This window comes from Myxococcus sp. CA040A (assembly GCF_013336725.1).
Classification (GTDB): Bacteria; Myxococcota; Myxococcia; order Myxococcales; family Myxococcaceae; genus Myxococcus; species Myxococcus llanfairpwllgwyngyllgogerychwyrndrobwllllantysiliogogogochensis.
In genome coordinates this window covers 335,405-362,049 of the sequence record NZ_JABUMR010000008.1, presented here as the reverse complement: position 1 = coordinate 362,049, position 26,645 = coordinate 335,405, and the positions used below count along the sequence as shown (strand labels likewise).

Genomic DNA, 26,645 nt, shown 5'->3' with positions numbered 1-26,645 from the left:
CCCGAGGCCGCGAATCAGCTCGCGGTGCGGGCGGTGGGTAGGGCTTCGTCGCGCGTGTTCGTGAGCGAGAACGCGTCGGCGAGCAATTCGTAGGACCGCAGCCGGGCGCGGTGGTCGTGGACGATGGTCGTGATGAGCAGCTCGTCCGCCTGGAACTCCTCGGCCATGCCCAGCAACTGCTCCTTCACCTGGGCCGGAGCTCCGCAGACGACGCGCTTGCGGTCGAACTCGAGCGTGGCCTGGTCCTCGGGCGTATAGGCGTAGGCCTCCGCCTCCTCGATGGAGGGAATGGGCTCTTCGTTGCGGCCCCGGCGGGTGTTGATGGTCAGCAGGTCGCTGCTGCGGGCTATCCGCCGAGCTTCCTGCTCCGTCGGTGCACAGATGACATACACACTGACGGAGGAGCGAGGCGCCGATTGCACGTGAGAGGGCTGGAACCGCGCGCGGTAGCCGCGCGTCACCGGACCGCCGTGAATCGGATTGAAGAAGTGGGCGAAGCAGAAGGAGATTCCCAGCCGCGCGGCGAGCACGGAGCTCTGCTCACCCGAGCCCAGCGCCCACAACTGCGGCATCCCCGGCGCCATCGTCCGCAACCCCAGCCCCTGGAACTCCGCCGTCGCGGGCGTGCTCCCCGAGATGAAGGCGATGAGGTCCTCGAGCTTCGTCGGGAAGCTCTCGTTGCTCGCGGGGACGCCGTACGCCAGCGCCTTGGCCACCAGGTCCGCGCTGCCAGACGTCCGCCCGATGCCCAGGTCGATGCGTCCCGGGTGGAGCGCTTCCAACAGCCGGAAGACCTCGGCGACCTTGAAGGGGCTGTAGTTCGTCAGCAGCACACCGCCCGTGCCTACACGGATGCGCGACGTCGCCGCCGCGACATGCGCCACCATGATTTCGGGAGCGACACCGGCGAAGTGTCCGGAGCCGTGGTGCTCCGCGACCCAGAACCGGTGATAGCCGAGCTGCTCCGCCGCACGGGCCAGCTCCACCGTGTTCTGGAATGCCTCACGTGTCGTGCTGCCTCGGGCGACGATGGAATGGTCAAGGACACTGAGCTTCACGGCGAGCGCTTCTCCCGGGGCAAGTGACACCCTCGGCCGTGGACGACACGGGCCGGGGCGTCGAGTTGACCGCGTTTCGTTGGGGGTCGTTACTATAATAGCACCGCCAGCCGTGAGAAATGAGGCTTGGCTGATTTTGTTTGAACTCCGAGAAAATGTGACAGGCAGGAGTGCTGTGGTTGCGCGGACTCCTCCTTCTTCCCGGCCGCGACCTGTTATCAGCACCTCCCACATGTTCCGACGCGTCATCACGCACCCGCCCGCCGTCTTCGGGCTCACCTGGTTCGCGCAGCTGGTCTCCTCGCTGGGCTCGGCGCTGGCGGGCTTCTCGGTGATGGTCCACGTGTATCGGAGCAGTGACTCCATCACCGAGTACTCGCTCGCCTCGTTCTTCTCGTTCCTGCCGATGGTGCTGATTGCCCCCGTCGCCGGGGCGCTCGTGGACCGGTGGGACCGCCGCCGCATCATGGTGCTGGCGGACGTGGGGGCGGGGCTCACCATGCTGCTGATGTGGCTCATGCTGGTGGCGGACGGGGCAGGGCTCTGGAGCCTGCGCAGCTGGCACCTGTACCTGCCCATCGCGGTGTGCGCGGCCGCGGGCACGTTCCGTGCGCTGGCCTACTCGGCCTCCACGGCGCTGATGGTGCCCAAGCAGCACCTGGGGCGGGCCAATGGCCTGATTGAGCTGGCGCTGGGAATCGGCCAGTTGGGCGGGCCCGCGCTGGCGGGACTCCTGGTGGTGCGAATCGGCCTCCAGGGGGTGCTGCTCATCAACCTGGGGTCCTTCTTCCTCTCCGCGCTGGTGCTGCTGTGTGTGGGATTCCCCCAGCCCGAGCAAAGCGCCACCGCGCGCGCGGCGAGAGGCTCCCTGCTGGAGCAGATGGCGGTCGGGTGGGGTTTCATCCAGGCGCGGCCCGGCCTGCTGGGGCTGTTGACGTGTATCGCCGTGGCCAACCTGTTCGTGAGCCTGGTGACGGTGCTCATCACTCCCATGGTCCTGAGCTTCGCGGACGCGTCGACCCTCGGGTGGATTGCCTCCTGCTCGGGCATGGGGGTGCTCACGGGGGCCTTGTTGATGAGCGTGTGGGGTGGGCCCCGGCGGCGCATCCTCGGTGTGCTTGGCTTCGAGCTGCTCGCGGGCCTGGCCCTGTTCGCGGCGGCGCTGCCGGCGGATGCGCGACTGGTGGCGGGCGCCGCCTTCGTCTTCATGTTCACCACCCCAGGGGTCATGGGGTGCTCTCAGTCCATCTGGCAGAGCAAGGTGCCGTCGGAGTTGCAGGGCCGGGTCTTCGCCGTGAGGCGGATGATCGCCCTGTCCACGCCGCCGGTGGCGGCCTTGCTCTCGGGACCGCTGGCGGACCGATTCTTCGAGCCCTGGATGGCCCCGGGCGGCGCGCTGGCGGGGCGCTTCGGGCCCATGCTCGGCGTGGGCCCGGGGCGGGGCATCGCGCTGCTCTACCTGGTGCTGGGCGTGTTGTGCGCGGTGAACGTGCTGGTGGCCTGGCTCTCCCCCCGGGTGAGGAACGTGGAGCTGGAGCTGCCGGACGTTCTGCGCGAGCCGCCTTCGAGCGTGGGGCCCCAGCCGGCGCCGACCTCGGCGTGACGGAGGGCCCCGGACGGGCGGGCTACTCGACGACGACGAGCGCGCACATCAACGCGCCCTGCGTCGCGTTGACCACGTCCTTGCCCCGACCCATGGGATTCATCCGGACCATCGTCCCGCCGTAGCGCTCGCCGAAGACGAACGAGCCCCAGATGAGGATGTGCGGGCCCACGGAGCCGTCGTCCCGCATGAAGTGGTAGGGGCGCGGTTCGACGCGCTCCTGGATGATCCACCCGCCGCTCTCCAGCGCCTCCTGGATGGCCGCGTCCCACGCCTCGGCGGTCATCGACCGGCCGATGAGCACCGACTTCCCTCCGTAGGCGCGGCCCGCCTTCAGCACCAGCCCATCGCGCTTCGAGGCGACGACCTGGTCGGGCAACCACACGCGCTCACCGGCCCGCTGGGTGTGGGTGCGCTGGAGCCGCCGCGTCCAGGGGATGTGCTGGCGGATGAGCTCGCGCTCCTCGGCGGAGAGGGCAGGGGAGTCCTCGTTCTCCGACAGCAGCGAGATGTTGAGCTTGTCGTCGAGGATCTCCTGCGCCGGGCCGTTGTAGAGGCAGAGGGTGCGGGCGGCGAGCGCGGCGCCGACGCGGGCATCGAACGCCGCTCCCACCACCTCCAGCCTGTCCCTCGCGTCATGCTCCTGCACGGCATGCACGCGTCGGCCGCGCATCGTGAAGCGGTGTCCCTCCGCGTCGTGGACCTCGCCGTAGGCGCCGATGAGCACCTCGCCCTTCGCGCCCTCCGCTTCGAGCAGCTCCGTGAAGGTGGTGTTGAGCAGCAGGGTCGCCATCTCGACACCCACCGGGTCCGGCAGCTCGTTGTCCGGGAAGAGCACGGCCAGGTTGCACTCGCCCTCCCAGGCGACAGTCCGGCGCACGTCGTCGATGACGTGGGAGAGGAAGGCCTTGAGGGTGTCCTGGAGCTGGACGCGCAGGCCCTGCTCCTGGGTGAAGCGCTGGAGCACGGGCTGGTCCATCACCACCTGGGCCTTGAGCGCCGTCTCCCAACCACCCAGGCCCGCCATCATGTTGATCTCAAGGCACTTGAGCCCGTCCGCGGAGTCGATGAAGTCGCCCCGGCTGAGCACGCCGCGCGCGTCGTCCGTGAGGGCCAGGGCCTCCACCGCCACGCGTGCGCGCTCGGGCGGGAGACCGAAGTACTCGGCGACACGTGCCGGGTCACCGCCGAGCAGCAGCCGGGGCCCGCGCTTGACGAGCCGGCTGAGCTTCACCGAGACGTCCTCCAGCAACTGGTTCCGGCGCGCGTCGATGAGGATGGGCCAGCGGTGCAGCTCGTAATACATGAGCGGCGACTCCTCGAACTTGCCGAAGCGGTGCTTCGCGAATGCCTCGGGAGTCCGCTCCGCGAACTTCAGGAAGGCCACCGCCGCGGCGGACAGCTCGCCGTGCAGCACGTGGGTTTCCTCGGAGAACATCTTGCCCTGCCGCCCATCTGCGCCTGACATCACGAAGGCTCCACGCCAAGAAATTCACGCAATTGCACTCTGTCGCAGTGTGCATGTAAAGCCTTCGTGACACCATGAAGCTTGAACGCCATGTCGGAGGGCTCTCCCTCGCGCGGAAGGCCAACTACCTGCGGGCGCGCGGTTGGCGTGAAGACGAGGGTCGGTGGTCGCATGAGATCTTCGGCCAGCATCCGCTGGCGAAGGCCATCCACCACCAGCTCACGGACGACCTGGCGCAGGCCCTCTGTCAGCGGGGATGGCAGGTGCTTGGGTACTCGGAGCGGGGCTATGTGCAGCTCCGTGATGGAGAGCGCGGCAAGCCATGCTCGCTGCCCAAGGCGCTGCGCACGCAGGCGCGCCGCGAGAAGCGTCCCGTGGCGGAGCTGACCTACTCGTTGTTCCTGGCGGCGCTCGTCGAAGTGAACGACGCCGGGTAGGGCGCGTCCGTGCACCGAGTCCACGGGCTGCTGCCTGTCCGTGTGTCTGCTGCGTGCCACGCCCTCCGGGGCCACATTTTCCTTCTGGCCGAGAGGGAGTTCGCATGGTCGCCCGCCGTCTCCGCAGGCTCATCCGTGACCCCTACTGGCTGGTGCTGCTCGCCTGTCTCGGCATCGGCGGCCTGCTTGGCTTGGAGCTGGCGCGGGTTCAGACGGACTACGCGTCGGCCTTCTTCGGGCTGGCCTGGCGGGGGGACCCCTCCAAGACACGCTCCGCGCTCACGGCGCTGTTCGGACTGCAGATCACCGTCCTCACGGTGGTCCTGTCCCTGAATGCACCGGTCATCCAGTCCGCGGCGAATCAATACTCACCCCGGCTCGTCCCGCTCTACTTGAAGAGCGCGCCGCTGCGCCGCGCCATCCCGCTGTTCTGCGTCTCCAGTGGGTACATCCTCGTGGCCGGACGGGAGCTGGGCTTGATCACGGACGCGGGAGTCCGTCCACGTCCCGTGCTCTCGGGGGCCTTCATCCTGGTCCTCTGCGCGCTCGTGTCCCTGGTCGTCTGCATGATTCGCACGTTCCGTTACATGCGCGTGGAGCGCGTGCTCGGACTCGTCCAGGAGTTGGTCGTCTCGGCGGCAGAGCGTCGCATCCGGGCTCGACTGAGCCGACTCCCATTGGACCCGGCGGCGACCCTGCTGCTGCCGCCCGAGTCCTCCGCGCTCACGGCGCCTTCCTCTGGCTACCTCACCGAGGTCGACCTCCGTCGCCTCACTCGAACCGCCCGGCATTGGCGTGTGCGGGTGCGCATCGACGTATTCGTCGGCGACTATGTCGACACGGGGGAAGTCGTCGGCTGGGTGGTGGGGGAAGTTCCTGGGTCCATGGACCCTCGCGCGATGCACAGCCTCGCCTCGGCCCTGCTCCTCACCGCGGCGCGCGAGCCTGATTGCGACCCCGCGCTCGGGATTCGCATCCTCGTCGACGTCGCCAACCGGGCGCTCTCGACCTCCGCGAACGACGCCTATACGGCGCGACAGGCGCTGCAGCAGGTCCGCTCGGTGATGCGCCGGCTGGGACATCTGCCGCTGGGGGACTGGAACGTGGTCGACCCCGATGGACAGGTGCGTGCGTCCGTCGCGGGGATGCGCCTGCGCGACTATCTCTTCATGGCTGTGGATGGTCCGCTGCACCATGGAATGGGCAGTCCCGAGGTCCTTGAAGAGGTCCTCCAGATCGCGCTCGCCGTGGGGCTGACCGCCTGGGATGCGGAAGACCGGGCCGCGGCGCACGCACTCGTGGCTCGCGTGCTCGCGATGGCCACCGCACAGGAGACCCCCGAGCGTGAGCGCCTCCATCGACGGCTCACGGAATCCAGGCGCATTCGCGCTGCGTTCGAGAACCGCTCGCCAAGCGACCTCGGAGCCAACGCGGGCGAGTGGGGCCCGCACTGAGCCGATCCCGGCTCAGCAGGTCGCCACCTGTCGTCCTAACGCGGTTCCCCAGCGGGAGAGGATGGGGCACTCGACAGACGAAGGAGCTCGGGCAGGGTCGTGAGGTCGCGGACAGCCATGTATGCCAGGCTGCCCACCACAAACGCCACGAACGTTCCGATGCCCATCATCATCATGGCGAGGGTCAAGAGCACGACGGTGGTCACCCAGTGCGCTCGGATGGCCCACTTCCCGGCGACGGTCGCCACCATCGCGCGACGAACCTCAATCGCGGTTTTCGCGGCGCGGATTGCATCGGGAGCCGCCCTCAGGCTGCGCGCCTGAAGCGTGCCGACGATGACGCCGCAAAGGGCGCCCACGGCGGGCGGGAGGGCCGGCATCGGAGTGACCCAGGGGGCCAGTAGCGCTGATGCCGCCGCGAAGGTCACAGCGAGCGCGGCGCTCTTCGCGGGTTGCAGGGTCCAATGAAGGCCAGTCCTCTCGACACCTGCATCCGGATTCATGGACGTAAGGTATCAGCTTCACCTCGTGGTCGACGAGCGAGTCCTTCGGCTCCTGCCGTGCCCCACCTGCTCACCCTCGAGCCGTGCCAGGGCACTCGGCCCTGGCACGGCCTCGGTTCAGGTGTCCTCTTGGGCCTACCCGAGTCCCCACGGGAGCCCCAGCACCTGCCACGCCACCAGGAGGAGGATCCACGCGATGAAGACGACCACGACGTACGGCAACATCAGCGCCACGATGGTGCCCACGCCTGCTTCCTTCTGGTACTTCTGGGCGAATGTGACGATCAACGCGAAGTAGGCGTTCAAGGGCGAGATGGCGTTGAACGGACCGTCACCCACGCGGTACGCGGCCAGCACGGCCTCCGGGTCGACATTCAGCCGCATCAGCAGCGGCACGAAGACGGGCGCGAAGATGGCCCACTTCGGAATGGCGCCCGTCATGATGAGGTCCAGCACGGCGACGACGCCGACGAACCCGACGAGCAACGGCAGCGCCCCGAGCCCCGCGTCCTCCAGGATGTCGCCCATCTTCACGGCCGCGAGCGTCGCCATGTTGGTGTACGTGAACAGGGCGATGAACTGGCTGATGATGAAGAGCAGGAAGATCAGCGCGCCCAGCCCCGACACCGCCTTCTCCATCGCCTTGATGACGTCGACGCTGCTCCGGATGGTCTTCGCGCCGATGCCGTAGGCCGCACCCGCCACGAGGAACAGCAGGGTGATTGCGACAATCAGGCCGTTCATGAACGGCGAGTCGCCGACGATGGCCCCCGTCTCCGGATTGCGCAGCGGCGCGCCCGGCGGCAGGGTCAGCAGCCCGAAGAACACGAGGACGGCCAGCACCCCCAACCCCGCGAACTTGAGTCCACGCGACTCGTCCGCGCTCATCGTCGCACCCGCCGCGTCCGGCTTCTCGCCCTTGTACTCACCCAGCCGGGGCGAGATGACCTTGTCGGTGATGAGCGAGACGATGAAGGTCAGCATGATGACCGACGCGACGGAGAACCAGAAGTTCGCCGTCAGGTCGATGGAGCGCTCGGGATTCAGGATGTGGATGGCGTCGTTGGTGATCTCCGTCAGGATTCCGTCCAGCGGCTTGATCAGGATGTTGACGGTGAACACCGCCGCGACGCCCGCGAAGGACGCCGCCAGACCCGCCAGGGGATGACGTCCCACGGTGAGGAAGGCCGCCGCCGCCAGGGGAATCAGGACCAGATACCCAGCGTCGGCCGCGATGCTCGACAGGATGCCGACGAAGACGAGGATGTACGTCAGCGCCTTGCGGGGCGCGACGGCCACCAGCTTGCGAATCAGCGCCCCCACCAGGCCCGCGGCGTCCGCGACACCGACGCCGAGCATGGCGACGATGATGACCCCCACCGCGTTGAAGTTCATGAAGTTCTGGACGACGCCTTCGAACATGAAGCGAAGCCCGTCGCCCGTCAGCAGGCTCTTCGCCGCGGCGGTCGTCTCCTCCGGGGCGTGGGTCTCCGGATTGATGGTCTGGTACGTGACGCTGGCCCCCATCATGTAGAAGACATGGGAGAGCAGGATGACGATGCCAATCAGCGCGACGAAGATCACCGCCGGATGGGGGACCTTGTTTCCCACCCGCTCGACGGTGTCGAGAATCCGCTCCAGTCCCTTCTTCTTGGGCGGTGTCTCGGTCTGCCGTTCCGGCATCGAATCGTTGAAGTGAGCTGCCTTCATGGTCGTCCCGATCCTTTCCATCCGGGGACACGCTTGCCGCTCAATCCCGCGACGACGCGCGAGCCCCCTGCCTCAGAGCGTCAGCTCTGCTCCCACCGTGAGCGCGGTGTCCGTGGAGGCCTTTCCCTCCGCCGGTGAGCTGTCATGCCGTACGTCGAAGAACGTGGTGAGCGCCAGGCGCCCCGTCAGGTTCACGGAGAGCTTCGTGGTGGAGGTCAGCAGCACGCGCGTGTCGCCAAAGACATCCGGAAGCAGCATCGCGTACTCCCGGAACTCCACCCGCTCGTTGATGTCGTAGCGGAACATCACCCCGACCGAGGGAGACCACAGGTCGACGCTGGGGAGATCCTTCTGCGTGGGGACGTACTGGAACCTGCGGTCATGGGCGTAGTGAGCGCCCAGGTAGGCCCGCAGGAACAGCTCGTCCGTCTTGCGCTTCTTCTGCTCAATCAACGTGAAGCCGACCCCCAGCTCCACCTCCGCGCGCAGCTCGAGGCTCGACAGGTGGTCGGTCTCCGCCCCCAGGTACGTGTACGCGCTGAGCAGGGGCGTGGCCCGGTACTCTCCACGCACCCACGCTCCGAGCGCCTCCGCGATGAGCTCCTCTTCGTCCTCGGACGCCGCCGCTCTCCCGTAGGCGCCATCCGCCTCCAGGGTGAGTGCCCACTTGGGTGACTCGTATTCCGCCAGGGAATTGCCCGTCAGCGTGTACGAGCGACTGTTGCCGGTGAAGAACGAGAAGCCGACGCCGAAGGAGCCTGTCCAGGGCCCGACGTCCTCTTCCTCATCCTCGGTGCATGGGCGCACCGGGCCGTCCTCCGACACCGTGTCGGGCGGCGGCGTGGGAGTCTGGGCAAGGACCGTGAGGAGGAAGAGAAGAGGGCTCATACACACTCGGGTGAAGCAGTGAGGCGCTCCTGGAGCGATGCCAGGAGACGGGAGGCGCGGAGTTCACGGCCAGGACAGCGAGCAGGCGCGTGCCGCCCTCTCGGGTTCCGTCAAACACTCGTCATGCGTGACAGGGCGCGCAATCGCCCAAGGGGGCAGCGCGGGACGCTCGCGTGCGCGTCAGGGCCCGACTCCGATTCACTGCCTTCATCCGACGCGCGACACTCGTCACGGCTCGGGCCGCAGGCGCTCCCTCAGTCGCGCGGTCTTCTCCTGGGTCCAGCCTTCCGGCCGCAGCAGCGCGAGCCAGCCGTCCACGTGCTCGCCCGTGTAGACATGGCCATAGCCGGGAGGGACCGCCATCCCCAGCGGCAGGTCGGCTGTCACCTGCCAGAACGTCACGAAGGGGAGCCACACCATCGCGTCCACGACGTCATCGCCCCGGGGCTCCCTCAGCCAGTCGGGACGGCTCAAGAGCAGCTGCGGACTCCACCAGGTGATGGGGTCCGACGGGTGGAGCAGGTAGAGCACCCGGGAGTTCCCCCAGGGTGCGGACGCCGGAGGAATCTCCACGCCCGGCCGCCTGCTGAAACGCACGATGCGGCCATTGCGATAGGTGGGCTCCACCTCGGGGCTGCCAGCATCGCGCTGGTCGGTGAACTCGCGATACAGCGTGTTGAAGTGTGGCGGCCCGACGAAGAGCGCGCCGCTCGTGCGGTTGGCCAGGTCCCGCTCTCCACTGAACGCCGTCTCTCCGCCGTAGGAGCCCAGGCTCTCTCCGAACACGAGCAGCTTCGGACGACGGCCTTCGGGGAGTCGCGACCAGCGCTCGTAGACCTCATCGAAGAGGGCGCGTCCCGCTTCCCGCGCGCGCTGCTGGTCCACCAGGACGGAGAGCCAGGACCACAGATGCGAGTACTGCATGGAGATGATCGCGGAGTCGCCGCCTGTGACGTACTCGAAGGCGTCCACGGACTCCGGCACCACCCAGCCGCTGCCCGTGGTGGTGACGACGAGCAGGTACTCGCGCTCGAAGCCACCGGCTCGCTCCAGGTCCTGGACGGCCAGCTTCGCGCGGCCCTCCGCGTCCGGCGAGGAGGCGTAACCGGCATAGACGCGGATGGGCTCCTTCGCGGCGGCGCCGTTGAACGTGGAGATCTCCTCGACCGAGGGACCCCGGCCCACGAAGTTGCGTCCCTCGCGGCCGAGCGTCTCCCAGCCCACCCGCGAGCCAGGGCCTCCGGAGCGCAGCGCGCTGCTCGGCGGATACACGCCCTCCGCGGTCGTCGTGTCCTGCACCGCGAGGGTGCGGTCCGCCAGGGAGATGAGCCCGTCCCACAGCACGCCGCTGGCGAGCAGGAAGGTGAGCGCCGCCACCACGACGCCGCTCGTCGCCCGGGCCGCACGCGGGCCGATGTGCCGCGCGAGCCGCGAGTCCAGTCGGCGATACACCGCGCGCAGCCCCCGCCCCGCCGCGACGAGCAGGAAGAAGATGACCGCCGCGACCACGGGCGCGAACAGGTAGCCGGCGCGGCCAGGGTGGGGCATTCCCATCCGCTCGCGAATGCTCGCCTGCCAATGCCAGCCCAACGCCAGCGCGGCGACCAGGGCCACGCCCCCCACCATGAAGAAGCCGAGCCAGGCGCGTGGACTCGGAGCCCTCGGAGGTCGGTTGGCGAACTCGCGCCAGAGCCAGGCGCCCAGGACGCCCAGCCCGTAGCCGATGACCGCGCTCATGCCACTGACCAGGCCTTGAAAGGGACCGCTGCGCGGCAGCAACGACGGCGTGAAGGACAGACACGCGAACACGAGCGCGACCCACGCGCCGGGGAGCGTGTAGTGGAGCCACCGGGAGGAAGTCCGACTCCCATGCCAGACACCGCGCGCGGGTGGCTTCGGCGCGGCGCGATCAAGAAGGCGCTCCATGCGAACCCCCGGGGAGACGTTCTCGCGGCGCGGCACCGCATCCCTCGTTCCATGCAGAGGGTAGGACCTGCGAACGCGGCCCACAGCGGGCGCTCGTCATCCCTGCCAGGGACAAAGGGCCCGGGAGCTGTCCTGGGGAAGACGCACAGGCCCGCTCGCCTGACGTGCGCCCGGGCGGCGCCCGGCCAGGGCTCCGACTTCCCACCCGTCAGGCCCTCAAGCCTGGAGACGAACCCGGCCTCTTGTGATAACGAAATTGCGAGTCAATATCGTAGTCCTGGCTGTCGGACCGTCCTTCGGGGCGGGCCTCGAGGCAGCGTGAAGAGAAGAGGAGCGCGGCGTGACGACGAGCGTGAGCGAGAAAGTGTTCCGTCGGGGGCCCTTCCCCGTGAAGTTCCGGCTGCTGGAGGTGCTGCGGGTGACTCCCATCACCCCGCATGTGGTGCGCATCACCTTCGGGGGCGAGGACATCCAGGGCTTCAACAGCGAGGGTGCGGACGACCACGTGAAGCTGCTGTTCCCCGAGGAGGGGAAGCTCAAGCCGGTCATCCCCACCATGGGGCCGAACGGTCCGGTGCTGCAGCCGGGTGAGAAGAAGCCGGACTCGCGCGACTACACGCCCCGGCGGCATGACGCGGTGGCGGGCGAGCTGGACATCGACTTCGTCCTCCACGGCTCGGGTCCCGCGTCGTCCTGGGCGTCGAAGGCGAAGCCGGGTGACTTCCTCGGCGTGGGCGGGCCCAAGGGCTCGCTGTTCGTGTCCAACGACTTCGACTGGTACCTGCTCGCGGGCGACGAGACGGCCATCCCCGCCATCGGCCGCAGGCTGGAAGAGCTTCCCGCGGGGGCTCGCGCCATCGTCTTCATCGAAGTGTCGGACGCCAGCGAGGAGCAGAAGTTCGACACGAAGGCGAACGTGACGCTGACGTGGCTTCACCGCAATGGCGCGGAGGCTGGGACGACAGACCTCTTGAACCAGGCGATTCGCGGGCTCGACTTCCCGCCCGGCGACTACTTCGCCTGGGTGTCGGGCGAGTCGCTCTCCATGCGCCCCATCCGCGACCACCTGCTCAACGAGCGGGGCACGAAGAAGAGCTGGGTGCGCGTCACCGGCTACTGGAAGCGCGGCCTGTCGGACCACCACCACGACTCGCAGAACTGAGTCGTCGCCCGGGGAGGCCGAAAACACCTCGACCTCCCCGGGACTTTCGACGAAGGCTACGCGGGCTTCGCGAGCGAGCGGAGCACTTCGCCCGCCATCTCCACCGTGTAGTCGATCTGCTCCTCGGTGTGCGCGGCCCCGGGGAAGTTCACGTCACGACGCAGCAGGATGCCCCGGCGCGCCATGCCGCCCTGGAAGGGCGTCATCAACTTCGCGTGCTCGACCATGTCGGTGGAGTAGCGGAAGAAGGGAATCGCGTCGTAGCCGAGCACGCGCAGCGGGGAGCCCACCGCCTCCGCGTGGGCGTTGATGCCCTCGCGCAGCTTGCGGCCCAGCTTCGCCACGTGCTGGATGTGGTTGCCGTTCTTGTAGAACTTCAGGACGGCTTCCGTCACGGCCAGCGTCAGCAGCTCACCGCCGAAGGTGGTGGACACCTGGAGGTCGGCCAGCTTGCTCAGGTACTTCGCCGGGCCGGAGATGGCCGACAGCGGCATGCCCGCGGCGATGCCCTTGGACATGCACACGATGTCCGCCTGCACGCCGAAGAACTCCTGCGCGCCGCCCATCGCCAGACGGAAGCCGGTGACGACCTCGTCCATCACCAGCAGCACGCCGTGCGCCGTACAGGTCGCGCGCACCTGCTGCATGAACGCGGACGTGAGCACGCGGTTGTAGGGGATGGAGAGAATCACCGCCGCCAGCTGGCTGGCCTGCTTCTCGATGGTGGACAGCAGCACCGCCTCGTCCGGAGGCGTGAAGAGGGGCAGGCGCGTCGTCAGGCCCGCGTGCGCGGCCGGCACGCCCGGTGTGTCGAACATGAAGTGGTCGTGCCACCCGTTGTAGCCGACCGTGATGATGCGCTCCTTGCCGGTGACGTAGCGCGACAGGCGCACCGCCGCGGACGTCGCATCCGCGCCCGTCTTGAAGAACCGCGCCTGCTCCGCGCCGGGGACCAGCTCCAGCAGCGCCTGGATGGAGGTGACCTCGACGGGCGTGGGCAGCGAGTGGAGGACACCTTCCTCCAGGTGCTTGCGGATGGTGTCCACCACCGCGGGGTGGTTGTGGCCCAGCATGTTGGCGCCGAGGCCGCTGATGAAGTCGATGTACTCCTGGCCGTCCACGTCCTCCACCAGCGCGCCCTGGCCCTTGGAGAGGAACACGGGGAAGGAGCCGGGAGCGAAGAACTCCGGCTTCTTCATCATCGACTGGGTGACGCCGGGGACCGTCTTGCGCGCCTCGGCGAGCAGCTGGTTCGAGCGCTCCAGCTTCAGCTCACCCAGGATGGGACGGGGGAGGGAAGGGTGCTTCCTGACGGGCATGTCCATGAGGCTTCCTTTGGCTTGATTCGAGTAACGTCCAGAGCAGGCACAGCGAGAGCGCCGTCACCGCCACGGCCATCCACCCCACCTGGCCGAAGCCGATGAGCGCTCCCTCCGGTGACGTCGCGATGAGCATCCCGCTCACCCAGGCGGACAGGCCGGAGGCGCCGTCGCTCGCGGCCATGTTCACCGCGAGGAACCGCCCGCGAAGCGACGGAGGCACCCGCGCCGTCACCAGCGCGATGGTGGGGATGGCTCGCGTGGACGTGAGGGCCATGAACAACACGAAGGCCCCCATGACGACGGGCAGCGGCGAGGGCGACAGGTGCGTGAACAGCAGGTGCGGGCCCACGGTGCCCACCAGGAGCAAGGCGAGCATGCGGCCTGGTCCGAGCCGGTCCGTGAAGCGTCCCACCAGCTTCGCCGCCACGAGGGTTCCCGCGCCGCCGCCCAGGTAGACCCAGGGCAGGTCCGTCTGCGACAGGCCCAGGTTGCCGACCATGTACGTGCCCAGGTAGGGGATGAGCAGGAAGCTGGCGAACGCCACGCTGAAGGTCAAAAGCCAGCCCAGCGCGAGCCCCGGCGCCGCCAGCGTCGACAGGGGATTGCGGCGGGTCTCCTCGTCGCTCCGGGACAGGTGCTGGTCCAAGCGGGGCAGGGCCTTCAAGAGCCCCAACCACAACACGCCCGCCAGCCCGCAGATGGCCCAGAACGGGGCGCGCCAGCCCAAGAGGTTCGCCAGGGCGAGACCGAGCGGAACGCCCGCGACGGCGGAGAGGCCGATGGTGGACATCACCGTGCCGATGGCGCGACCCCGTCGCTCGGGGGGAACGACGTCCGCGATGATGGCCATGATGACCGCGCCCATCAGCCCCGCGCACGCTCCCGCCAGCGAGCGCGCCACCAACATCGACACGTAGCCGGTGGCCGCGCCGCAGGCCATCGTGGAGAGGATGAAGCCCGCGAAGATGGCCAGCAGCGTGCGCTTGCGGTCGAACCGATCCAACCAGAACAGGCCCAGCACGCCCATGGCCGCGGAGGCCAGGGTGTACGAGGAGACCATCGCCCCGAACTGCGCCGTCGTGATGCCGAAGCGCCGGATGAACTCCGGCCCCAGCGGCATGATGATCATGAAGTCCAGGAGGTGGCTGAACTGGACCCCGGCGAGCAGCAGGGTCAGCACTCTCTCCTGTCGAGGCGGAGATGCGGGGTTCACGAGGGGACTCCAGGTGTCGCGCGCGGCGGGGGCCGCGAGGCTAGGGGCGGACGAATCGCACCCGAATCGGTGGCGAGGTCGCCGCGTAGGGCCGGCCCTCGCGGTCCAGCGCGGTGTCGAAGCGCGCCTTGCGTGCACAGGCCAGGGCCGCCTGGCCGAAGCCATGTCCCGGGTCTGACAGCAGCTCCGTCGACGTCACCTCGCCGTCGGCGTCCACGGCGACGCGCAGCACGACGAGCTGGTCATCGATGCGCAGCGCATCCGCTTCCTTCGGCCAGGGGCAGCTCCAGCTTCGCGCCGCGAGCTGGATGGAGCGGGCCCGGCTGCCTCCGGTGCCCTGGCCCTGCGTCTCTCCACTCGGCACGGTGTTGACCGCCGTCGCCGAGCGACCCGTGGACGCCGTCACGCCTCCCGCGTAGCGAGGCGCATTGCCGCTGGTCATCTCGAAGTCCGTGAAGTCGAGCGGGGCCGCCGGCTCCTTCGCGGCGATGACGGCGCCGGCCTGCGCGGGCTCCGCGGGCGTGGGACGTGACGACTCGCGAGGCGCGGGGCTGGGCGTCTTCACGCGCGGCGGTGGCGGGTCCGCCCTCGCGACGCGCTGAGGCGCGGGCGGCGGGGGCTCGGGAGGCAGCGGGGGCGGCTTCAGGTCCACCACGTGGTCGATTTGAAGCGTCTGCTTCTTCTGGGTGACCCTGGGCGCCAGGGATTCACCCTTGCGCCAGGCCTGCCAGGCGACGACGCCGGCGACGCCGTGCAGGGACGCGGTGGCCACCATGGCCCAGACGAGCCCGTGTCGCCGCCGCGCGGGCGGCGGGCCCAGGATGATGCTCGCGATGCTCGCGTCGGGGCGCGCGGTGGGGTCAGGGGATGACACGCCCGTCCTCCGTCGCAGGGGTCTCGGGCGTCGCCGGCTCGGCGGGGCGCACGGTGCCGAAGGCCACCTTCGTGAGCCCGGCTTCCTTGAGCTGATCCAACACCGCGATGACCTGCCGGTGCGGCACGGCGCCATCCGCCTGGATGACCGCGCGCAGCTCCGGGTCCTTCACCAGGGCATGTCGCGCGCTGTCTCGCAGCGCGGCCTCGGTGATTCCCTCGCCGTTCACCAGGAGCTGGCCCGTGGCGGTGATGGAGACGGCGAACACCGTCTGCACGTCCTCGCTCTGCGAGGCCTTGGGGAGATCCAGGGGCACGGCGGGGCTGTCCACCAGCCGGGCGGTCACCATGAAGATGATGAGCAGCACCAGCATGATGTCCACGAGCGGCGTGACGTTGATGCCTTCTATCAGGCCGCCTCGGGGCTGCGTTCCGCCCGCCATGGTCAGGCGCCTCCGGTGGAGGAGCGCGCCGTCGCCCGCTCACGGGCGGAGACGTAGGCCAGCACCAGGTTGGTGAGGGCCTCGGCGTCCGAGAGGATGCTCGCGATGCGCCGCTGGAAGTAGTTGTAGGCGGCCACGGCGGGCAGGGCCACGCCGATGCCCACGGCCGTGGCGACCAGGGCCTCGGCGATGCTGCCCATCACCGCGTTGGAGGCGACCTGGCTCGTCTTGCCCACCACCGCGCCCGCGGTCGTCTCGCTCAGCGCCTCGAAGGCGAGCAGCACGCCGATGACGGTGCCGAACAGCCCGATGAAGGGCGCGTTGTTGCCCAGCGTGCCCAGGAAGGCCAGCCGGTTCTCCAGCGTGGAGCGCTCAATCGCGAGCGCGCTCTGCATGCCCTTCTCCGCCGCCGTCATACCCTGCGGCGCCAGCCGGAGCCCGGCGCGGGCCACCGTGGCGCCCACGGACGTGCGCTTCTCCAGCTTGGAGATGGCCGAGGGGAAGTCGCCGCTCGCCAGCGTCTCCTCCAGCGTGCCGGACAGCTCGCGCACCAGGTCCTGCTTGGTGCGGAACACAATCCACCGCTCGATGATGATGCCAATGCTCACCAGCGAGAGGGCGAACAGCAGCCAGAGCACCCAGTTGGCACCCCACTGCACGAAGACATCCTTGACGATTTCCACGATGTGCATGGTCGCTCTCTCAGGCGTCGTCGTGATGACCGCTCGTCATCGCCGCGTCGTTGTCTACGGGTTGCCTTGAAGCAGGACTCCACGGCGCCGGATGCGACCTCCGCACCCGGCGCCATGGGATGAAAAAGTGACTAGCGCAGCTGCAGGAAGGAGAAGACCAGGCCCTGCGTGCTGAAGGCGACCGCGCCGTTCTGGCTGGTCAGGTCGCGGAAGTTCGTCGTGGAGGTGCTGGTGAACTCCGTGAAGAGCGTGCGGCTGTCCGTCACGTCGTACAGGAACGTGCTGCCCGTGGAGACGGGGAGGGTGGTGACCTCCGTCGCGGTGAAGGTGCTGAGGTTGAGCTGCCAGAACTTCCACGCGACGGCGCTGGCCACGGGGCGGGGGTGCACGCCCGGAACCACGGTGTAGGTGGTCTCGTCCAGGACGCGCAGGTACGCGGTGCCGTTGGGGCCGCGCAGCAGGGAGCCCGTGGCGTTGCCGTTGGTCAGGTCAGCCAGGTTGCGGAAGAACGCGCGGTCATAGGTCTGCGTCGTCGCGTTGAAGCGCAGCAGGCAGGGCACCGGCGTGGTCTCCGGGCCCGCCGTGCGGTACACGGCCGCGCCGTACGCCTCGGTGGCCAGGTACACCAGGCCGTCCGGACCGACGACGCCGTCACGCACGTAGCCGCAGCGGTCATCCGTCACGATGGTCGCCGTGTCGGCCACCGTGTCCACCACGACGACGCCGGCCTGCTTGGTGATGCCGATGCCCGCGCTCGGGCGCCAGCCGATGGGGATGATGAGCTTGTTGCCGACGCGCACCGGCATCGTCGCGAAGGTGCTCAGCGCGCCCTCGATGGTCAGCCCGGTCAGGGTGATGGCGCTGGTGACCGTCATCGCGGTGGGGTTCCAGACGATGACCTTCCCGGAGCGACCGTCGATGTAATACGCCTTCGTCTCCGAGACGTACTGGAACTGGTGCTGGTACTCGCCGATGGAGCTGACGCCGCTTCCCTGGAAGCTGACCTCCGCGTCACGGCCCTGCGCGTCCTTGTCCTTCTCCAGCTTGCCTTCCGCGGTGAGCTTGTAGCGGGTGACGACGGCGCCCTCGCTGCTGCTCACGTACAGCAGGCCATTCTTCGCGATGCCAGAGCCCAGGGCGCGGCCCGGAACCTCGATGGCATTCTCCAGGGCGAGCGGCGTGGTGACGTCGACCTTGTCGGTCAGGACGATGTAGCTCTGCGACTCACCGTCGACGCTCACCTGGGTGATGGCGGCATAGACGGGACCGGTGTTGGGGGTCGGCTCCGGATCCTTGTCGTCGTCATTGCAGCCCGCGAACAGCGACAGCGCGAGCGCCGCGGCGGTGATGCGTGACAGGGGGAAGAACGAGCGAATCTTCATGGGGGGCAAAGCCTTTCGGAGAGGATGACTGCGTGTTGGTGACTCAGAGCTCCGCGACCACCTTGGCGGAGACGCTGCGGCCGGGACGCTGAACGCCCATGAAATCCATGGCGGTGGCGTCGGTCAGGTTCTGCACGTCGACCGTCCAACTGAAGGTCGCGCGCGCGGTCCGGGTGACATAGGTGAGGGCCAGCGAGTGCAGGAGCTGCGCGTCGATGTCCTGCTTCGAATCCTGGGTGCCCAGCTTCTCCCAGCCCCGGTAGAACGAGTGGATGTACCGGGTGTGCCAGGTCAGCGACAGCTCGTCGCGTGACGAGGCCAGGCCGCTCAACTGGAAGCGGGCGCTGCCGTTGGCCAGCAGGTGCGGACGGTTGGGCAGCCGCTGCCCCTCGAAGATGCCAAAGGCCCCCTCGCTGGAGACATTGCGGACGTCCTGCCAGGTGACGTTGCCGTCCAGCGAGAAGTACTGCTCCGGAGACGTCCACCCGGCCGCGCCGGTGCCGCCCAGGGCGCGGGCCGCGAAGACGTTCTGGTACGTGAAGTAGCCTTCGCGCCCCTGGGGAATGATGAGCTGGTCCGCCAGTCGCGCGAAGCCCATCACGCCGCCCCGGAACGAGCCGTGCCGCGTCTCGCGCGTGTCGAGCGCCAGCTCCAGGTTGAGGTTGTGGCTGGTCTCTGGATCCAGCTCCAGGTTCGCGTCGATGAGGATGCCATCGCCGAACAGCTCGTCGGGCCGGGGCAGGCGCGTGGCCCACTCGTAGGAAGCCTTGGCGATGAACAGGGACGACAGCCGGTAGCGGAGCGAGTCACCGACGCCGAAGGTGAAGGTGTCCCGGTCCACGGGCATGAAGCTGTTGTCGGGGCTCAGCCGGTCCGCGCGGGCCAGTTGCACGTAGCTCTTCACGAAGGCGATGTTCTCCAGCCGCTCGTCGAAGGCATCCAGTTCGTGCTCCAGCCCGGTCACCTGGGTGTAGAGGCCGCGGCGGGCGCTGAGCGGGTCCACCAGTCCGGTGTTCCGGAGGGCGCGGTCCTCACCGGTCCGCTTCACCCAGGTCGGCGACACCGCGAGCCGCAGCATCTGGTTGGGGGTGAAGCTCCAGCCCAGGTTGATGCGCGCGAAGCCGGTGTGCTGCCCCACATGACGGTCGACGGCGCGGCTCTCCATCTCTCCGGCTTGCGGGAGCTCGGCGACGCACCGGCCGAACCAGTCGTAGGCGCAGCGGCCCTGGTCGCTCAGCCGCGCCTGTCGGAAGACATAGCCGCCGACGGCATCGGCGATGAGGCCGCCGTCATAGGTGTGCTCGAAGCGGAGCGTGGCGCCGCCGGACTGGTTGCCCGAGTCGACCTCGCCGTAGGGCACCTTCATCGTCGTGTCGTGCTGGATCTCCTGGGTGGACGCGGAGGCGAAGCCACGCAGGATGAGGCGCCGTGCCCAGGGCTTGTCCAGGAAGCCGACCTCGACGCCGCCGCCTCCCGCGCGGAAGGCATCATTGAAGCGCGGCAGCCGCGCGTCGCTGAGCTTCCCCGAGCTGTCCTCCACCCGGACGTCGACGCGGTAGTCATTGGGGCTGGAGTCGAAGAAGCCGCTGGCTCGGACGAACAGGCCGGAGGCGCTGGCCACGTGCTGCGCGCTCGCGGCGACGCGGTGGGTCTCGAACGAGCCAATCTCGTAGGACGCGGAGGCCCCGCTGCCCTGGAGGTTCTCGGTGGTGACGATCTGCACCGCGCCCCCCAGCGCGTCCGCGCCGAAGCGCACCGGCACGACGCCCTGGTACACCTCCATGCGCTGCACCAGATTGACGGGGACGTTCGCGAAGTCCGGGCCGTAGCCCGCGAGTTCCAGCGGCACGCCGTCGATGAAGAAGCGGACCTGGTCATCCGCGAGCCCCGCCAGGGAGAAGCGGGCCCGGCTGCCCAGGCCTCCCGCGCGGCGCACGCCGACACCCTCGCTGCGCGCCAGCGCCTGGCCCATGTCCACGGCTTCGCGCTGGAGGTTCTCCGTCTCGATGACCTTCACCGCCTCGGCGGAGCGACGCCGGCGGTTGGCCACGGACTCACCCTCGACGGTGACGTCGATGGCCTCCTGGCTCACGTCGACCGGCGCCGCGGTGACCCCGGGCGTTTCGGGCTGAGCGGGCGGCTGGGCCACGGCCTCCGGTGCGGGCGTCGGAGCCGGAGCGGGCGTCTCGACCACGGGAGCGGGGGCGGGCTCCACGGGGAGGCGGAACTCGTAGCTGTAGGCGATGCGCGAGGCGACGGCGACACCCTCACGCCGGGCCGGCTCGAAGCGGAAGCTCAGCGCGGCCTGTCGCGCCGCCTCGTCGAACCCGTGTCCCTGGGGCTCGAGGACCTCCGCCTCCGTGACGACGCCCTGGTCATCCAGCGTCAGCTTCAACCGCACCGTGGCTTCCAGCCGGGCCTGCTCCGCCTCGGCCGGGTAGGGCGCCTCCACGAACGTCACCAGCTTCGGCGCCACCACGGCCGGCACGGGCGCCGGGGCTTGCGCCGCCGCCGCCGGCACCTGGGCCTCACCGGCCACCTGGGCTCGCGCCGGAAGGGCGAACGCGAGCCACACCATCACCGCCACGCTCCAACGCATCCGGCCAACGACCTCTCGTCCGCGCCCAGTGGGGATTATGAAAATGGTTCTCATTTTCATTTGCGAGGCCGTGTATTCCTGTAGACCCAGTGCTGTCAAGGGTTGATGGGTGACTCAGGCTGCCCTGGCGTGGGGGGTCTTCAGGGCCTGAAGCTTTTCCGCGACCATGAAGGAGAGCTGGAGTGCCTGGTCCGCGTTCAGGCGGGGGTCGCAGTGGGTGTGGTAGCGGCTGTGGAGGTCGTCCTCCGTCACGGCCAGCGGGCCTCCCAGGCACTCGGTGACGTTCTGTCCGGTCATCTCCAGATGGATGCCGCCCGGGTGGACGCCCTCGGAGGAGGCGACCTCCAGGAAGGACTTCACCTCGGAGAGGATGCGGTCGAAGGAGCGCGTCTTGTAGCCGTTGCTGGCCTTGTGGGTGTTGCCGTGCATCGGGTCGATGGACCAGATGACGGGGCGGCCGTCGCGGCGGGTGGCGGCCATCAGGCGCGGGAGGCAGTCGGCGACCTTGTCGGAGCCGAAGCGGCCGATGAGCGTGAGGCGTCCGGGGATGGCCTCCGGGTTGAGCGCGTCCATCAGGCGCAGGAGGTCGTCGGGGTCCATGGTGGGCCCGCACTTGACGCCGATGGGGTTACGGATGCCGCGCATGAACTCCACGTGGCCGCCGTCGAGCTGGCGGGTGCGCTCGCCAATCCACAGCATGTGGGCGGAGGCGTCGAACCAGTGGCCGGAGCCGGGCTCCATGCGCGTCATCGACTCCTCGAAGTTGAGGAGCAGGGCCTCGTGGCTGGTGAAGAGGTCCACGGGCGTGGGCGTGGGCGCGGCCGTGTACTCCGGGGACGGCGCCAGCGCGCTCATGAAGCAGAGGGACTCGAAGATGGAGTCCGCGAGCTTGCGGTACTGGTCCCCCTGCGGTGAGCCGGAGACGCCGTCGAGCGTCCAGCGGTGCAGGTTGCACAGGTCCGCGTAGCCGCTCTGCGAGTAGGCGCGCAGCAGGTTCAGCGTGGCGGAGGACTGGTGGTAGGCCTTGAGCAGCCGCTTGGGGTCGGGGATTCGCTCGGCGGCCTCGAAGTCCATGCCGTTGATGATGTCGCCCCGGTACGCGGGGAGGGTGACACCGTCGAGCGTCTCCACGGGGCTGGAGCGCGGCTTGGCGAACTGGCCGGCGATTCTTCCGACCTTCACCACGGGGCGTCCGCCCGCGAAGGTGAGCACCACGGCCATCTGGAGGATGAGCCGGAAGGTGTCGCGGATGTTGTCGGTGGTGAATTCCTTGAAGCTCTCCGCGCAGTCTCCGCCTTGCAGCAGGATGGCCTTGCCCTGAGCCACCTGCGCGAGCGAGGCGGTGAGCCGCCGCGTCTCCGAGGGGTGGACCAGCGGAGGGAGTCGGGACAGCTCTTCCTCCACTCGGTGGAGGGCGCGCATGTCCGGATAGTCATCCGGGATGTACTTCACGGGCTTCTCCCGCCAGGTGCCGGGATTCCAGGTTCGGTTCATCACGAGGGGGCCGTTTCCTTGGGGGAGCCGGGCGTCGCGGGCAGCAGGCCGCGCGTGACGCACCAGGCGAGGTATCGGAAGAAGAGGTCGCGATCCGCCTGGGGGCAGGTGATGCCAGTGCCCTCCAGGGCTTCATGCAACCGCTGACAGCGGATGGGGCCCAGGCCGAACGCGGGCGCAGAGTCACCGGAGCGCAGGTCGAAGAAGGCCAGGGTGGTGGTGTTGTCCGCGGTGCCGGCACGCTCCGCGACCCGGGCGCGCCAGGCGGGGATGGGGAGCAGGTCCACGGGGTAGCCGTACTCGCCCACCCAGCGGAACAGGTCCGGCAGTCGCACGTCGGGCACGGGCGTCACGTTGAACACCGTGCCGGGCGTGGCGACGCGGGAGAGCTTGACGATGGCGCGCGCCACGTAGTCCACGGGGGTCCAGGTCTCTCCCACGTCGAGCAGCGGGAGCGAGCCGGAGGGAATGCCTGCGAGCAGGATGCGCCAGACCAGATCTTGCGGATTGACGATGGCGGTGTCCGTCGCGCCGACGACGCGGCCCAGCCGGTAGACGGCGACGGGCAGGCCGCGCTCGGAGGCGTGCTGCACCAGTCGCTCCGCGACCCACTTGCTCTGCTGATAGCCGTCACGCAGTCCGGGGTGGGCCTGCACGAAGTCCTCGGGCACCTCCGGGCTCACGTTCGCCTGGGGCGCCACGGCCAGCGTGGACACGTAGTGGAAGGGCTTGAGGCGCACGGCGGCGGCCAGGCGCAAGAGCTCGCGCGTGCCCTTGACGTTGACGGCCTGGACGCTGCCGTACTCGCGCACGACGCTCACGACGGCGGCGTTGTGCAGGATGACGTCGCACTCCGCGGCCAGCCCGTGGAAGCGCGCGCTGTCCAGGCCGAGCATCGGCTGGGTGAGGTCCGACGGCAGCGCGAGCACCCGCTCGGCGAGGCCCGACGTCGGAAGCTGCTGGGACGTGAGCGCGGCGCGGATGCGCTCCATCGCCTGGGCCTCGTCGCTGGCGCGGACCAGGCAGACCACGCGGGCGCGCGTCTGGCGCAGGAGCTGGTCCAGCAGGTGGGCGCCGACGAAGCCCGTGGCGCCCGTGAGCAGCACCTGACGGGGTTCCGGGAAGCGCGTCTCGAAGCTGCCGCCCACGCCCTGGGGCGCGGTGGTGCTCGGACGGGGGACGATGTCCTCGGACAGCTCCGAGTCAGCGAGCATCGTGGTGCTCGGGCCGCTTGCTTCGGAGCCGGTGGCCTCACCGTGCTCCAGCGCCTGGGCCAGCGCGGCGGCCGTCGGGTAGCGGAACACCGTGGCGACGGGGACCTCCCGGCCCAGGGCGATGCCCAGGCGGTTGGCCACCTGGATGCTCTGGAGGGACTGGCCCCCGCGGTCGAAGAAGTCGTCCTGCGCGGTGAGGCCCGTGGCGCCGAGGACCTCCTCCCAGATGCCGAGCACCACGCGCTCCAGCTCCGTGGTGGCCTGCGCCACGGTGGAGGAGGCGTCGGTGGTGGTGGCCTTGCGCAGCTCGGCGCGGTCGATCTTCCCCGTGCTGGTGCGAGGCAGGCGCTCGGCGAACACGATGGCGCCCGGCACCATGGGCGCGGGCAGGTTCGCGAGCAGGTGCTTGCGCAGATCGGCGGCGGAAGGCACGGGGGCCTCCGCGACGATGTGCGCGCAGAGCCGGCGGGCGCCGCCGGGGAGCACCTGTCCGACCACCGCGGCCTCACGCACGCCGGGGTGGCCCAGGAGCACCGTCTCCACCTCGGCCGGGTCGATTCGGTGTCCGCTGATCTTCAGCTCGTCGTCCACGCGACCGACGAACACGAGCTGTCCGTCCTCCCGCAGCCGGGCCTTGTCGCCGGTGCGGTAGGCGCGGGGCTGGCCGGGCAGCGCGGCCAGGGAGATGAAGCGAGCCTTGTCCAGCTCCGGCCGGCCGAGATAGCCCCGCGCGAGCGCGCCACCCAAGAGGCACAGCTCGCCCTCCGCGCCCCGAGCGACGAGTCGTCCTTGCGCATCCACGAGCACCGCGCGGACGCCGGGAAGCGGCAGGCCGATGGGGACCTCGTCTCGCTCGGACTCCGGACCACCGGCGTCCGCGAGCGACGCCACCGTCGCCACCACCGTGGCCTCCGTGGGGCCGTAGGTGTTGAGCAGCTGTACGCTCGGACCGACGGTGGCCCGCCAGCGGGCGACGCGCTCTGGCAGGGCCGCCTCGCCACCGATGATGACGGTGCGCAGGGAGGACGGCAGCCGCGCCGCGCCCGTGGACACGGCGTAGGCCAGCTCGTGCCAGAACGCGGTGGGCAGGTCGAGGATGGTGATGCCGTGGGCCGCGCAGGACTCGAGCAGCCGGGGCACGGACTGGAGCATCTCGTCGGTGCGCAGCACCAGCCGCGCCCCCGAGGTCAGCGCCAGGAAGACTTCCTCCACGCTCGCGTCGAAGTGCAGCGGCGCGAACTGGAGGATGCGGTCCTCGCGGGTGACGGCGTAGCGGTGCGTGGCGCCCGCGACGAAGTGTGCCAGCGCCTGGTGAGGAATCTGCACGCCGTTGGGCTGGCCCGTCGAACCGGAGGTGTAGACGACGTACGCGAGCCGCTCAGCCTCGGCGCGAGGGGCGACCGTCTCCGTGGCGACGTCGCGCTTCAGGACGGTCAGGTGCCCGGCCGCGCGGGGGCTCGCGTCCGTGGCGGAGACGGTCTCCGACGGGAGGACCATCAGCGAGGGCGCGGCGTCGTCAAGGATGGCGGCCGAGCGGGAGGCGGGGCCAGTGGGGTCGAGCGGGAGGTAGCCCGCGCCGGAGCGCAGGATGCCCAGCCACGCGACGATGGCGTCGATTCCGCGCGGCACCTTCACCGCCACGGGCGTGTCGGACTGGACGCCCTCGGCGACGAGGCGCTCCGCGAGCGACCCGGCGGCCCGCCACAGCTCGCCGTACGTCAGGCGGTGCTCGCCATGCTCCACGGCGATGACGTCCGGCTGCTCACGGGACTGGCGTTCGATGAGCTCCAGCACCGGATGGGCGGGCGCGGGGAGCGGGCCTCCATCCAGGACCGACGCGTCGCCACCGGTCGACAGGACCTGCTCGCGAACGGCCTGCTCGGGCGCGCCGAGCCACGTGTCCAGGTGCCGGAGGAACTCCTGCTGATGGGAGTCCACGGCGCGCGCGTCGTAGCAGACCGGGTTCGCGTCGAAGTCGACGCGCAGGCCACCGCCGTCCGAGCGGGCATACATCCCGATGGAGAGGTCCTCGACGGGCCCCGCGGAGATGTTGTGCGCGATGCCGGGCAGGCCCGCGAAGCGCACGCCGTAGTCGAACGGCATGATGTTGACCACGGGGCCGAACAGCTTGCGCTGCCCACCCACGCGGCGCAGATCGCGTCGAAGCTGCTCGTAGCGGTAGCGCAGGTGGGGCCTGGACGCGCGCATCTCCGCGGCGACATGCCGGGCCAGTGAGGCCAGGGTGGCACCGGGGGAGACGGGCACTCGCAGCGGCACGATGTTCATGGCCATGCACGGCACGCGCAGCGCGGCCGAGCCCAGCCGTGTCATCACTGGAAGTCCGAGCACGACCTCCGGCGCGTCGGTGCGCAGGTGAATCCAGGCCGCCGTCGCCGCGAGCACCAGGTCCGGCCACGTCAGTCCGAGCTGCTTCGCCACGGCCTGCATCCGCTCCACGTCGGTGCCCGCGAGCATCCGGGTGGAGCGAACGAACGACGCGGACATGGGGGCCGGCGGCGCCAGCGTCACCGGCAGCGGAGCGTCCGCGAGGCGGCCGACCCAGAAGTCACGGTCCTTCTGGAACTGGGGACCGGCGCGATAGGCCGCGTCCTCGTCCAGCACGGGGCGCAGGGGACCGAAGCCCACGGGCGCGGCCTTGCCCGTCACGCGAGACGTGTAGAGGTCCGCCACGCGCCGGGTGAGCAGCGAGAACCCATACCCATCCATGGCGATGTGGTGCACGCGCTGGAACCAGAAGTACCGCTCCGGCCCCGCCTTGAAGAGCACCTGGGCGAAGAGCGGCCCTCGGGTGAGGTCCACCGTGCGCGTCAGGTCTTCCTTCATCCACGCCTGGGCGGCGGCCCACGGGTCCGCTTCGGTGGACACGTCCACGTGCTGGAGCGCCCACTCCACGCGGGGGCTGACCAGTTGGGAGGAGCCTTCCTGGGTGGACTCGAAGCGCGTGTGGAGGGCCTCCGCCTCGTCGACCGTCTGACGGACGGCGGCCTCGAAGTGCTCGGGGACGATGGCGCCACGAAGCTCGATGCACTCCCCGGCGTTGTAGATCGGGCTCGCGAGGTCGAGCTGTTGACCGACCCAGATTCCGTGCTGGGCCGCGGTGAGCGGCCAGCGTGCGTCGTGTGATTCGGTCATCGCAGGTCCTTCGAGAGAGGGCATCGGCATGGAGCGAGGTGGGGGGAGCCT

The 26,645-nt window shown here is 69.5% G+C and carries 19 protein-coding genes; 4 read left to right on the top strand and 15 right to left on the bottom strand.

The features are described from left to right. Positions 1–14: 14 nt before the first annotated feature. Positions 15–1,058: an LLM class flavin-dependent oxidoreductase gene (locus HUA75_RS34320; RefSeq protein ID WP_141640648.1), complete on the bottom strand. Its 1,044-nt coding sequence runs from the start codon at positions 1,056–1,058 to the stop codon at positions 15–17. A gap of 232 nt (positions 1,059–1,290) precedes the next feature. Here HUA75_RS34320 and HUA75_RS34315 point away from each other — a divergent pair, with 232 nt between their 5' ends. After that, a complete protein-coding gene (locus HUA75_RS34315) occupies positions 1,291–2,661 on the top strand; it encodes an MFS transporter (RefSeq protein ID WP_141640649.1) in 1,371 nt (456 codons plus the stop codon). A gap of 22 nt (positions 2,662–2,683) precedes the next feature. Here the strand turns inward: HUA75_RS34315 and HUA75_RS34310 are convergent, their stop codons facing one another. Then, positions 2,684–4,129 carry a hypothetical protein gene (locus HUA75_RS34310; RefSeq protein ID WP_254627902.1) on the bottom strand — a complete coding sequence of 482 codons (1,446 nt, stop codon included), beginning with the start codon at positions 4,127–4,129 and terminating at the stop codon, positions 2,684–2,686. A 74-nt stretch (positions 4,130–4,203) separates the two neighbouring features. Between HUA75_RS34310 and HUA75_RS34305 the strand changes: the two genes are divergently transcribed. Both HUA75_RS34305 and HUA75_RS34300 read left to right on the top strand, forming a co-directional pair. Continuing rightward, complete coding sequence (locus tag HUA75_RS34305; protein ID WP_141640651.1) at positions 4,204–4,566, top strand: hypothetical protein; 363 nt, start codon at positions 4,204–4,206, stop codon at positions 4,564–4,566. Positions 4,567–4,670: 104 nt separating this feature from the next. After that, positions 4,671–6,020 (top strand): DUF2254 family protein, encoded by a 1,350-nt coding sequence (locus HUA75_RS34300; RefSeq protein WP_174488781.1) that lies wholly within the window; start codon positions 4,671–4,673, stop codon positions 6,018–6,020. A 35-nt stretch (positions 6,021–6,055) separates the two neighbouring features. Here HUA75_RS34300 and HUA75_RS34295 read toward each other — a convergent pair whose 3' ends face one another. The 4 genes from HUA75_RS34295 to HUA75_RS34280 all read right to left on the bottom strand — a co-directional run bounded on the left by HUA75_RS34295 (position 6,056) and on the right by HUA75_RS34280 (position 11,047). Beyond that, a complete protein-coding gene (locus HUA75_RS34295; RefSeq protein WP_174488780.1) occupies positions 6,056–6,523 on the bottom strand; it encodes a hypothetical protein in 468 nt (155 codons plus the stop codon). Between the two features lie 135 nt (positions 6,524–6,658). Then, on the bottom strand, positions 6,659–8,233 hold the full coding sequence (locus HUA75_RS34290) for an AbgT family transporter (RefSeq protein WP_217446404.1): 1,575 nt from the start codon (positions 8,231–8,233) through the stop codon (positions 6,659–6,661). A gap of 72 nt (positions 8,234–8,305) precedes the next feature. Then, a complete protein-coding gene (locus HUA75_RS34285) occupies positions 8,306–9,121 on the bottom strand; it encodes a YdiY family protein (protein WP_174488779.1) in 816 nt (271 codons plus the stop codon). Positions 9,122–9,349: 228 nt separating this feature from the next. Beyond that, entirely contained in the window at positions 9,350–11,047 is a 1,698-nt protein-coding gene (locus tag HUA75_RS34280; RefSeq protein ID WP_174488778.1) for an alpha/beta-hydrolase family protein, read from the bottom strand. A 340-nt stretch (positions 11,048–11,387) separates the two neighbouring features. Here HUA75_RS34280 and HUA75_RS34275 point away from each other — a divergent pair, with 340 nt between their 5' ends. Further along, complete coding sequence (locus HUA75_RS34275) at positions 11,388–12,209, top strand: siderophore-interacting protein (protein WP_174466869.1); 822 nt, start codon at positions 11,388–11,390, stop codon at positions 12,207–12,209. Between the two features lie 56 nt (positions 12,210–12,265). On the opposite strand, the gene mxcL is transcribed toward HUA75_RS34275, so the two are convergent. The 9 genes from mxcL to mxcG form a co-directional block, all read right to left on the bottom strand. Beyond that, a complete protein-coding gene (gene mxcL, locus HUA75_RS34270) occupies positions 12,266–13,534 on the bottom strand; it encodes a myxochelin B biosynthesis transaminase MxcL (RefSeq protein ID WP_141640657.1) in 1,269 nt (422 codons plus the stop codon). After that, entirely contained in the window at positions 13,482–14,744 is a 1,263-nt protein-coding gene (gene mxcK, locus HUA75_RS34265; protein ID WP_174488777.1) for a myxochelin export MFS transporter MxcK, read from the bottom strand. The genes mxcL and mxcK overlap by 53 nt, the downstream gene beginning before the upstream one ends. A gap of 40 nt (positions 14,745–14,784) precedes the next feature. Next, a complete protein-coding gene (locus HUA75_RS34260; protein WP_174488776.1) occupies positions 14,785–15,618 on the bottom strand; it encodes a TonB family protein in 834 nt (277 codons plus the stop codon). Next, the gene (locus tag HUA75_RS34255) at positions 15,605–16,060 is read right to left on the bottom strand and encodes a biopolymer transporter ExbD (RefSeq protein ID WP_141646971.1); all 456 of its coding nucleotides are present in this window, start codon (positions 16,058–16,060) and stop codon (positions 15,605–15,607) included. The genes HUA75_RS34260 and HUA75_RS34255 overlap by 14 nt, the downstream gene beginning before the upstream one ends. Before the next feature lie 2 nt (positions 16,061–16,062). Continuing rightward, positions 16,063–16,752 carry a MotA/TolQ/ExbB proton channel family protein gene (locus HUA75_RS34250; RefSeq protein WP_174488775.1) on the bottom strand — a complete coding sequence of 230 codons (690 nt, stop codon included), beginning with the start codon at positions 16,750–16,752 and terminating at the stop codon, positions 16,063–16,065. Between the two features lie 131 nt (positions 16,753–16,883). Next, positions 16,884–18,134: a hypothetical protein gene (locus HUA75_RS34245; protein ID WP_174488774.1), complete on the bottom strand. Its 1,251-nt coding sequence runs from the start codon at positions 18,132–18,134 to the stop codon at positions 16,884–16,886. A gap of 43 nt (positions 18,135–18,177) precedes the next feature. Continuing rightward, positions 18,178–20,733 (bottom strand): TonB-dependent siderophore myxochelin receptor MxcH, encoded by a 2,556-nt coding sequence (gene mxcH, locus HUA75_RS34240; RefSeq protein ID WP_254627901.1) that lies wholly within the window; start codon positions 20,731–20,733, stop codon positions 18,178–18,180. A gap of 114 nt (positions 20,734–20,847) precedes the next feature. Then, positions 20,848–22,227, bottom strand: a complete 1,380-nt coding sequence (locus HUA75_RS34235) for a class II 3-deoxy-7-phosphoheptulonate synthase (protein ID WP_174488772.1) — start codon at positions 22,225–22,227, stop codon at positions 20,848–20,850. Then, entirely contained in the window at positions 22,227–26,594 is a 4,368-nt protein-coding gene (gene mxcG, locus HUA75_RS34230; RefSeq protein ID WP_174488771.1) for a myxochelin non-ribosomal peptide synthetase MxcG, read from the bottom strand. Before mxcG ends, HUA75_RS34235 begins: the two co-directional genes overlap by 1 nt. Positions 26,595–26,645 lie beyond the last annotated feature (51 nt).

Coding starts and splice junctions, on each gene's coding strand:
- mxcG (WP_174488771.1), bottom strand. CDS start 26,594: ATGACCGAATCACACGACGCACGCTGGCCGCTCACCGCGGCCCAGCAC.
- mxcL (WP_141640657.1), bottom strand. CDS start 13,534: ATGGACATGCCCGTCAGGAAGCACCCTTCCCTCCCCCGTCCCATCCTG.
- mxcH (WP_254627901.1), bottom strand. CDS start 20,733: ATGCGTTGGAGCGTGGCGGTGATGGTGTGGCTCGCGTTCGCCCTTCCG.
- HUA75_RS34295 (WP_174488780.1), bottom strand. CDS start 6,523: ATGAATCCGGATGCAGGTGTCGAGAGGACTGGCCTTCATTGGACCCTG.
- HUA75_RS34245 (WP_174488774.1), bottom strand. CDS start 18,134: ATGAAGATTCGCTCGTTCTTCCCCCTGTCACGCATCACCGCCGCGGCG.
- HUA75_RS34285 (WP_174488779.1), bottom strand. CDS start 9,121: ATGAGCCCTCTTCTCTTCCTCCTCACGGTCCTTGCCCAGACTCCCACG.
- HUA75_RS34310 (WP_254627902.1), bottom strand. CDS start 4,129: ATGTCAGGCGCAGATGGGCGGCAGGGCAAGATGTTCTCCGAGGAAACC.
- HUA75_RS34280 (WP_174488778.1), bottom strand. CDS start 11,047: ATGGAGCGCCTTCTTGATCGCGCCGCGCCGAAGCCACCCGCGCGCGGT.
- HUA75_RS34305 (WP_141640651.1), top strand. CDS start 4,204: ATGAAGCTTGAACGCCATGTCGGAGGGCTCTCCCTCGCGCGGAAGGCC.
- HUA75_RS34255 (WP_141646971.1), bottom strand. CDS start 16,060: ATGGCGGGCGGAACGCAGCCCCGAGGCGGCCTGATAGAAGGCATCAAC.
- HUA75_RS34235 (WP_174488772.1), bottom strand. CDS start 22,227: ATGAACCGAACCTGGAATCCCGGCACCTGGCGGGAGAAGCCCGTGAAG.
- HUA75_RS34250 (WP_174488775.1), bottom strand. CDS start 16,752: ATGCACATCGTGGAAATCGTCAAGGATGTCTTCGTGCAGTGGGGTGCC.
- HUA75_RS34300 (WP_174488781.1), top strand. CDS start 4,671: ATGGTCGCCCGCCGTCTCCGCAGGCTCATCCGTGACCCCTACTGGCTG.
- HUA75_RS34290 (WP_217446404.1), bottom strand. CDS start 8,233: ATGAAGGCAGCTCACTTCAACGATTCGATGCCGGAACGGCAGACCGAG.
- HUA75_RS34315 (WP_141640649.1), top strand. CDS start 1,291: ATGTTCCGACGCGTCATCACGCACCCGCCCGCCGTCTTCGGGCTCACC.